The organism is Paenisporosarcina sp. P5_A11 (assembly GCF_056400705.1).
Window position 1 is genome coordinate 1 of record NZ_JBFUKT010000142.1, and the last position, 8,850, is coordinate 8,850.

The following is an 8,850-nucleotide window of genomic DNA, read 5'->3' on the forward strand; positions in this document are numbered from 1 at the left end:
ATATACAATATGACAAGAAGTTAATTTTTTCAACTTCATTAAGACTACTTACAAGATTTTTTCCCATCTTTTGATTAAACTAAACATAGGAAATGCGAAAGGTGGAAAAAAATTTGAAAAACACGTGGGAACAAGCAGATTTTGACGTTTTCCAAATAGATGGTTTAGAACATCGTATGCACGCTTTGATTGAAAAAGTCCGACCAAAATTCGAGGAATTCGGGAATACATATGCGTCTTACTTCTCAAGTAAAACAGGAGATGAATTCTATCCTCATGTTGCGAGACATGCGAGACGTTCTGTAAATCCCCCCAAAGATTCATGGGTTGCATTTGCCCCTTATAAACGAGGATATAAAGCCATGCCACATTTTCAAATCGGTTTATGGAAGACGCATGTGTTTATTATTTTAGCAGTTATTTATGAAGCTCCGGATAAAGTTCAAATTGCTGAAAGATTATTAAAAAAGAAAACTTTATTTAAAAAAATGCCGCAAGACTTCATTATTTCTGGAGATCACATGTCTCCTGAAGCTTATCCTCTAAGAAAAGCCCACAAAGAACTTTTACCTTCTTTATTAGAGCGGTTGCGTGATGTGAAAAAAGCAGAATTTATAGTGGGTCGACATCTTTCTAGCGAACAAGCTATTGAGCTTTCCGAAGAAGCGTTTGATATTTTTGTAGAAGAAACTTTTGAAGCGCTTCTACCAATCTATAATGTGATGGTAAATAAAAAATAAAGGAGCAAGGGATTATCTCCCTGCTCCTTTTATAATTGCTCCTTTTGTTGTCTCTTTCATTTTTTTTATGATTGGATAACAGATATAGCCGCTTTCTTTTTCGAAATCACGGAAATAGGTTTTCTCTTCTGCCATTGAAGGAACGACTTCTTTAAATCGTCGATATTTTTCCACCAAGACTTCTCGGTTAACTCCTTGTTCGTACGCATTTTCTATCGTTTCGAAAAATTGGACTACAGCGATAATTTCATTCGTCGACCAATCTTTTGAAAATGGATATGAAAAACTCATGCTTGCATCACCCTTTCGTTATCTCCATTTTACGCGGAATTTTTCTGCTTGTGAAATCATTCTTACAAAAAGTTCTTCCACGGAAGGGACATCATCTATCAAACCTGCTACTTGGCCTGCCCAACCAAAACCTTTGGACTCAAGACCTTCATATATATATTGTTTGTTTGCTTGACCGCTAATATACTCTTTCAACGCTTCATAAGTAGGTGTGGAAGCTTCAATTTCATGAATTTTATCTGTCCATGGGTTTATGAGTGCTCTTGCAGGAGCTCCAATCGTACGTTTTATAACGGTCGTTCCTGTTTCGGTGCTATTTACTAACGCTTGTTTATAAACAAAAGAAGCATGAACGCATTCTTTTGACGCAATAAAACGCGTTCCCATTTCAATTCCTTCTGCACCGAGGGCTAAAGCAGCCATTAATCCTCGACCGTCTCCTATACCACCTGAGGCAATCACCGGAATGGACACTGCATCTACGACACGAGGCACCAGTACCATTGTTCCCACATCATCTCGACCTAAGTGGCCACCGCCTTCTTGACCTACAACCATTACAGCATCAGCACCAAGTTCTTCTGCTTTTTGAGCTTGTCTTGTTGCAGCAACTAACACTAATTTCTTTATGTTTGTTCCTTTTAGTTGATCAAAAATTGGCGTTGGATTGCCACCCGTCATTGATACAACGGGTACATTCTCTTCAATTGCAACTTCAAGCATATGAGAAAATGGACGATCATGATCGCCGATAGCGAAGTTAACACCAAATGGTAGTTTGGTCAGAGAACGTACTTTTTGTATTTCTTTTCGCAATGCGTCAGGTGACTCCAAACTCATCGCGGTGATTTGTCCCAGTCCTCCAGCATTCGACACAGCAGCTGCCAAATCCGCATATGCAAGGTAAGCAAGTCCACCTTGTATAATTGGGTATTGTATATGTAATAAGTCCGTAATACGTGTTTGCCAGTTCATTTATGACACTCCTCCTATTAATATAAGTAGTTTATTCGACTCTATTGTCGAAATTCCTTTAAATATTTATGGTCATCCGCTAGTCAAAATGCTATAATTCACTTGTTTTTCATTTTAATTATTTGTTCAAAAGAAGTTTAAAAGAATCGGGTACGTGCAAAAGTGCAGTCATTGTGATTCCAATGTATCCATTGGAAACGATAGAGGCATCCTGTTTAATGTGAATTCGATTATTTTTTCAAACTGTTTGAACTATCTTTTGAGAAAGTTGAGGTGGTACGACATTGTCACAGTTAGAAACTCCATTATTTGATGTCTTGCTTAAACATCGCAATAGACATCCTATTCAATTTCATATTCCCGGTCATAAAAAAGGAAATGGTGTCGATCCAGCTTTTCGTGAATTCGTTGGCGATAATATTCTTTCCATTGATTTAATTAATATTGCTCCACTTGATGATTTGCATTCACCAAAAGGTGCTATAAAAAAAGCACAAGAGCTAGCCGCAGAAGTTTTTGGAGCAGACTTCACATTTTTCTCTGTTCAAGGGACAAGCGGTGCTATTATGACTATGATTTTAAGTGTTTGTGGACCAGGAGACAAAATTTTGGTGCCACGTAATGTTCATAAATCCATCATGTCTGCGATTGTATTTGCAGGTGCTACACCAGTCTTTATACATCCAGAAGTCGATTCAGAACTGGGAATTTCACATGGAATTTCTCCAGAGTCTGTGGAAAAGGCTCTTGAAGCCCATCCAGATGCTAAAGCAGTGCTTGTGATTAATCCTACTTATTTCGGTATTGCAGCAGATTTAAAACGTATTGTTGATATTTCACATACTCGAGGAATCCCCGTATTAGTGGATGAAGCCCACGGTGTTCATATTCATTTCCATGAATCATTACCTATTTCGGCAATGGAGGCTGGAGCAGATATGGCAGCGACTTCCGTACACAAACTTGGTGGCTCAATGACTCAAAGTTCTGTTTTAAATGTGCGTGAAGGTTTAGTATCTTCTAAACGTGTTCAATCAATATTATCTATGTTAACAACAACTTCCACATCCTATCCAATCTTAGCTTCACTTGATACTGCGAGACGACAATTGGCTATTCATGGTCATGACTTATTATCAACGACGATTCGGTTAGCGAAAGATGCTCGTAAACGTATCAATCAAATTCCGAACTTACGCTGTGTAGGAAATGAGATATTACGGACGTCAGCAACTTATGATATAGATCCTACCAAGCTATTGATAAGCGTTAAAAACTTAGGTATTACCGGACACCAAGCTGAAGAATGGCTGCGTGAAAAAGCTAATATTGAAGTGGAATTATCAGATCTATATAATATTTTGTGTATCGTGACGATTGCAGACTCTAAAAAAGAATTAACCTTGCTAGTAAATGCTCTTCAACGTATGGCAAAAGATTTCGAATCAGAAGTTACGGTTATTGAACCTTTTGTAACTATGCCTGATATTCCACGTTTAGCGATGACTCCTCGTGATGCTTTTTATGCTACGACAGAAGTTGTACCGTTTGCAGAATCAGTTGGCCGTATTTCAGCTGAATTTATCATGGTCTACCCACCAGGGATTCCGATTTTCATTCCTGGAGAAATCATTACTGAAGATAATATTGCATATATCCATATGAATATTGAAGCAGGATTACCGGTTCAAGGACCAGAAGATGATGAGTTAAAGTTGATACGAGTAATAAAAGAACATAAAGCTTTCTATTAAGCATTTAAATGAAAAAGGCTGAGTCTCCTGATAAGGGAAATCTCAGCCTTTTTTTAGTAAAAAGAAATATGGTGTGGTATTTGGTTTACGATTATTCCGCAGTTACACCTTGTATCGTGGCTGGGTCAATCATTTCGTACCCTTTGCCACGCAAACCTTCAACAATTCCTTTTAGAGCGGCAGCGGTCCAAACACGATCGTGCATTAAAAGATTCGCACCGTTCGTCAAAAACTCGCTGTTGACCATGATGTCAGTTAAAGCTTTAGCATCTTGATATTCAGATACCCAGTCATAGCCGTATGTCCAATTCATTAATAACATTCCTTGTTCTTTCACTAGTGCTTTGCTGAAATCAGTATTTGATCCGAATGGCGCACGGAAGTATTTTGGTTTCTCTCCGATTATCGCTTCAACCTTTTCTGAAACTTGCATAATTTCAGCACGCTGTTGTTCCTCAGTAAGGTCTTTTAAATTTGCATGTGTTTGTGTATGGTTTCCGATAGCAAAGCCCATGGCGTGAATTTCTTTCAAAACAGCTTTTTCTTCATCCGTATCTAAGAAATGACCATTTACAAAAAAGATAGCGGGTGCATTCATTTCTTTCAATGTTTTCGCCATTTCTAACGACCGCTTGTCTGGCGCGTCATCAATTGTTAACAATACAACTTTAGATGGTGCATCGGCGATTGGTTTAAATGCCCAATTAGCTTCATTTAACTTATACAGAGGCTTGGTTGTAACTTCTTCCATTGGCTCTTCTTCTACAACATCTGCGACTAGTTCTTCGTTTGTTTCTTCATTTTCAATTTTTTCATCAACTTCTTCTTGCGCAGGTGCTGATGCAGGAGTCTTTGTTTCTTCTTTCCCACACGCTGCCAACATAAGTGCTAATAAAGTCAATGTCATCAATTTTGTGTACTTCATATGTATCACCGTATCCCTTTCCAAGGTATATTTTAGCATAATTTCTACAAATCTTACGACCACCGTATTAACAATATAGTAATAATATAGGACTGATTTTTAATTGAACTCTTGTGATGTTTTGTAAAACATTTAGTGCTGAAACATCATTCAAAATAGGTGAGTATCAAGTGAAACCATGATTGTTTTCACTAATGAAGATAGGTTTCAAGTCGCTTCGCATGCTTGACCTGCTGCACCTTGGTCTTAAGAAAAGCGAGGTGGGCTTGTGACTTCGCTTCCTTGCTACCTGTACTCTCACTGTGAAAATCGTTTGGTTTACAAAAGAATCGTCTCTGTCTTCATGAAGATATTAGGCCGAAGATGATATTTCAGCCTCTATCTACTTATTTTATTTTCAAGATTTGAGTGAACACTTCTTTATAGAAAAGCGAAGGTTAGCTATCATCAACACTCTCCAAAATAAAGAAATGCGGTAGCCGCCGAAATTGCATCTTCGGCTGCTTGGTTCTTCAAAGAATAGTGTCGATTCATTAGTAAACCAAAATTTAAAAACAACTTGGCTGAAGGTTGTAGGGGAGCGACCGAAAGCATCCAAGCCTCAAGATTATGACAAAGTCACGTCCCCCATACTTGTTCATTAGGTAAGATACAGCACGGTGCTTTCCAAAGCTCCCCGAAAACCTAAGTGTTCAAGTAATTTCAAAGGTCCTATTTCTAAGTAGTCACATCAATGGGTACCAAATCATTATAAGGTTAAGACTCGGTCAACAAGATGCATTTAAAGCTTTCCTCACACCTAAGATTTAAAAGCTACTCATTTTATAAAAATTCGCACTAAAAAACCGTACAGGAAACCCTGTACGGCTGTAGATTAATTTTATTTTGAAAGGATATGAATTGGATGACCCATTACAACTTCAGCAGCTTCCATTGAGATTTCTCCCAATGTTGGATGCGCGTGAATTGTCATGGCAATGTCTTCAACAGTCATTCCTGATTCAATCGCTAAACCAAGTTCAGCAATCATGTCAGAAGCTCCTTGACCGACGATTTGAGCACCAAGTAGTAAACCATCAGATTTACGTGAAACAAGCTTCACGAAACCATCAGTAGCGTTTAATGCTAATGCACGACCGTTTGCTCCGAATGGGAATTTCCCAGCCGTAACTTCAAAGCCTTCTTTTTTAGCTTGCTCTTCGTTTAATCCAACTGTAGCAAGTTCTGGATCTGTGAAACAAACAGCAGGAATAGCTAAATAATCTACTATAGATGTCTGTCCTGCAATTACTTCAGCTGCTACTTTACCTTCATAAGAAGCTTTATGAGCAAGTTGAAGTCCTGCAACCACGTCACCAATTGCAAAAATATTTTCGATGTTAGTACGAACTTGTTTGTCGACTTCGATCAAACCACGTTCGCCCATTTTAATACCAATTTCTTCAAGACCCATCTCGTCTGTGTTTGGACGACGACCAACTGTTACTAATACATAATCCGCTTCGACTTTCTTCTCTTCGCCGCCTGCTTCAAATGTAACAACAACGCCTGTTTCTGTTTCTTCAACGCCTTTAGCAACTGCTTTAGTGACAATTTCCACGCCTTTTTTCTTCAAGCCTTTTTTGACAATAGTTGTCATTTGCTTTTCAAAACCAGCTAAGATATCGTTTCCGCCTTCAACAATTGTTACTTGTGAGCCCAGGTTTGCATAAGCTGTACCTAGTTCAGTTCCGATATAACCGCCGCCAATAACGACTAGTTTTCCTGGAATTTCAGTGAGATTCAATGCACCTGTAGAGCTCAATACACGTTTAGAAAACTTGAAAGAAGGAATTTCTACTGGTCGAGAACCAGTTGCGATAATTGCATGTTTAAACTTATATGTTTGTGAAGATTTTTCGTCCATTACACGAACTGTGTTTGTGTCTACAAAGTAAGCTTCACCACGAACAACTTCCACTTTATTTCCTTTTAGTAAACCTTCAACTCCACCCGTTAATTTCTTAACGACACTGTCTTTGAACGCTTGTGCTTTTGAAAAGTCGATTTTTACATCAGATGCTGTAATTCCCATATCATCTGAGTGTTTTGCATGGTCGAAACGGTGACCAACTGAAATTAAAGCTTTTGATGGAATACAACCAACATTTAAACAAACTCCACCAATATGTTCTTTTTCAACGATTGTTACTTTTTGGCCAGTTTGTGCTGCACGAATTGCTGCAACATATCCGCCAGGGCCTGAGCCAATTACGAGCGTATCTGTTTCAATTGGAAAATCTCCTACTACCATGATTTTACGCCTCCATTAATAAAAGTTCTGGATTGCTAAGCAAACGCTTAATGTTATTTAATGCGTGCTGAGCAGTCGCACCGTCGATCATTCGATGATCAAAGCTCAAAGATAATGCTAACACAGGAGCCGCTACAATTTCACCATTTTTTATGACAGGTTTCTCTGCAATACGACCAATTCCTAGTATTGCAACCTCTGGATGGTTAATTACTGGTGTGAACCACTGTCCGCCAGCTGAACCAATATTCGTGATTGAACATGATGCACCCTTCATTTCAGATGGTGATAGTTTGCCATCACGTGCTTTTCCACCTAGTGTATTAATTTCATCTGAAATCGCAAATACTGATTTACGGTCTGCGTGTTTGATGACAGGTACTAATAAACCTTTTTCTGTATCTGCAGCAATTCCGATGTTGAAATAATGTTTTTGAATAATTTCACCCGCTTCATCGTCAAGAGAACGATTAAAGTCTGGGAATTCACGAAGCGTATTCACTAATGCTTTTACCACATATGGTAAATACGTTAACTTAATATTTTTTTCAAGTGCTAATTCTTTGAATTTCTTACGATGAGCAACCAGTTCTGTCACATCTACTTCATCCATCAACGTTACGTGTGGAGCAGTATGTTTTGAATGAACCATCGCTTTAGCTATAGCTTTACGAATACCAGACATTTTCTCGCGAGTTTCTGGGAATTCTCCTTCTAAAGCGGGAGCTGCAGGTTTTGTTGCTTTATTCACTTTTTCTACAGATGATGAAATTTCTTCATTTGTTACAACTTCTTCTTGACTAGTTGTTTCAGATGCTTGTCCACCATCCATGAATGATTCTATGTCTGTTTTCATCACACGACCATTTTTGCCTGAACCATTTACTTGAGAAATTTCTACCTTATTGTCACGCGCAAATTTACGAACCGATGGCATCGCAATAACACGACCGTTTGGATCTTGCACGACCTTTGGCTCAGCTTCTGTTTTTGGAGCTGCTTTAGTTGCCTCTACTGATTCATTCTCAGGAGCTTGCTCTTTAGCAACAGGTGTTGCTTCTTTTTCTACTGGTTGACCTGCTTCAGCTTTCGGCTCATCTTCGTGATCACCTTTAAACTTAAGGTCTTCATAGCCTGGTGCATCAATACGGATYAATACTTGGCCTACTGTTGCAACAATACCTTCCTCAACGACTACTTCTTCTACTTTCCCTGCTACTGGAGAAGGAATTTCAACGACAGCTTTATCGTTTTGAACTTCACATAAAATATCATCTTCACCAATGGTATCGCCAGCGTTGACGAACCATTTTACGATTTCACCCTCGTGTATACCTTCACCGATATCCGGTAATCGAAATTCAAATGCCACAAAATTCACCCTTTCTGTTGTGAGCGTTATTAGAATATTTTAGAATGTTAATACTTTTTTAGCTGTAACAATAATATCTTTTGCATTAGGTAACCAAACTGTTTCTGCTTGAGAGAACGGGAATATTGTATCCGGTGCAAACACACGCAAAACAGGTGCTTCTAAGCTTAAAATTGCGCGTTCGTTAATTTCAGCTACAACATTTGCAGCAATACCTGCTTGTTTTTGTGCTTCTTGAACAACAACAACACGACCAGTTTTTTCAACTGATGCAATGATTGTTTCAATATCCAATGGTTGAATGGTACGTAAATCAATTACTTCAACAGAGTAATTTTCTTTTTCAAGTTCTTCTGCTGCTTTCAAGCTTTCATGAACCATTGCACCGTAAGCTATAATTGTTAAATCTTTACCTTCACGTTTCACTTCAGCTTTGCCTAGAGGAATTGTGTACTCTTCTTCCGGTACTTCTTGGCGGAATGAACGATATAATTTCATAT

8 protein-coding genes are annotated in these 8,850 nt (G+C 38.5%); 2 read left to right on the forward strand and 6 right to left on the reverse strand.

The window, feature by feature from the left end; all coding sequences use genetic code 11:
* The first annotated feature begins 113 nt into the window (after window positions 1–113).
* Window positions 114–740 (forward strand): YktB family protein, encoded by a 627-nt coding sequence (locus AC1DOS_RS15365; protein WP_477538202.1) that lies wholly within the window; start codon window positions 114–116, stop codon window positions 738–740.
* A gap of 12 nt (window positions 741–752) precedes the next feature.
* Here AC1DOS_RS15365 and AC1DOS_RS15370 read toward each other — a convergent pair whose 3' ends face one another.
* Together AC1DOS_RS15370 and AC1DOS_RS15375 are read right to left on the reverse strand one after the other, a co-directional pair.
* On the reverse strand, window positions 753–1,031 hold the full coding sequence (locus AC1DOS_RS15370) for a UPF0223 family protein (protein ID WP_108584448.1): 279 nt from the start codon (window positions 1,029–1,031) through the stop codon (window positions 753–755).
* A gap of 18 nt (window positions 1,032–1,049) precedes the next feature.
* Entirely contained in the window at window positions 1,050–2,006 is a 957-nt protein-coding gene (locus AC1DOS_RS15375) for an NAD(P)H-dependent flavin oxidoreductase (RefSeq protein ID WP_477538203.1), read from the reverse strand.
* Between the two features lie 284 nt (window positions 2,007–2,290).
* Here AC1DOS_RS15375 and AC1DOS_RS15380 point away from each other — a divergent pair, with 284 nt between their 5' ends.
* Window positions 2,291–3,760, forward strand: a complete 1,470-nt coding sequence (locus tag AC1DOS_RS15380) for an aminotransferase class I/II-fold pyridoxal phosphate-dependent enzyme (RefSeq protein WP_108584444.1) — start codon at window positions 2,291–2,293, stop codon at window positions 3,758–3,760.
* A 91-nt stretch (window positions 3,761–3,851) separates the two neighbouring features.
* Here the strand turns inward: AC1DOS_RS15380 and AC1DOS_RS15385 are convergent, their stop codons facing one another.
* The 4 genes from AC1DOS_RS15385 to AC1DOS_RS15400 all read right to left on the reverse strand — a co-directional run.
* Window positions 3,852–4,685, reverse strand: a complete 834-nt coding sequence (locus tag AC1DOS_RS15385; RefSeq protein WP_477538204.1) for a polysaccharide deacetylase family protein — start codon at window positions 4,683–4,685, stop codon at window positions 3,852–3,854.
* Window positions 4,686–5,565: 880 nt separating this feature from the next.
* Window positions 5,566–6,978 (reverse strand): dihydrolipoyl dehydrogenase, encoded by a 1,413-nt coding sequence (gene lpdA, locus AC1DOS_RS15390; protein ID WP_477538205.1) that lies wholly within the window; start codon window positions 6,976–6,978, stop codon window positions 5,566–5,568.
* Between the two features lie 4 nt (window positions 6,979–6,982).
* Window positions 6,983–8,350 carry a dihydrolipoamide acetyltransferase family protein gene (locus AC1DOS_RS15395; protein ID WP_477538206.1) on the reverse strand — a complete coding sequence of 456 codons (1,368 nt, stop codon included), beginning with the start codon at window positions 8,348–8,350 and terminating at the stop codon, window positions 6,983–6,985.
* Between the two features lie 39 nt (window positions 8,351–8,389).
* Window positions 8,390–8,850 (reverse strand): transketolase C-terminal domain-containing protein (locus tag AC1DOS_RS15400; RefSeq protein WP_477538207.1); only part of this gene is annotated, 461 nt, incomplete at its 5' end.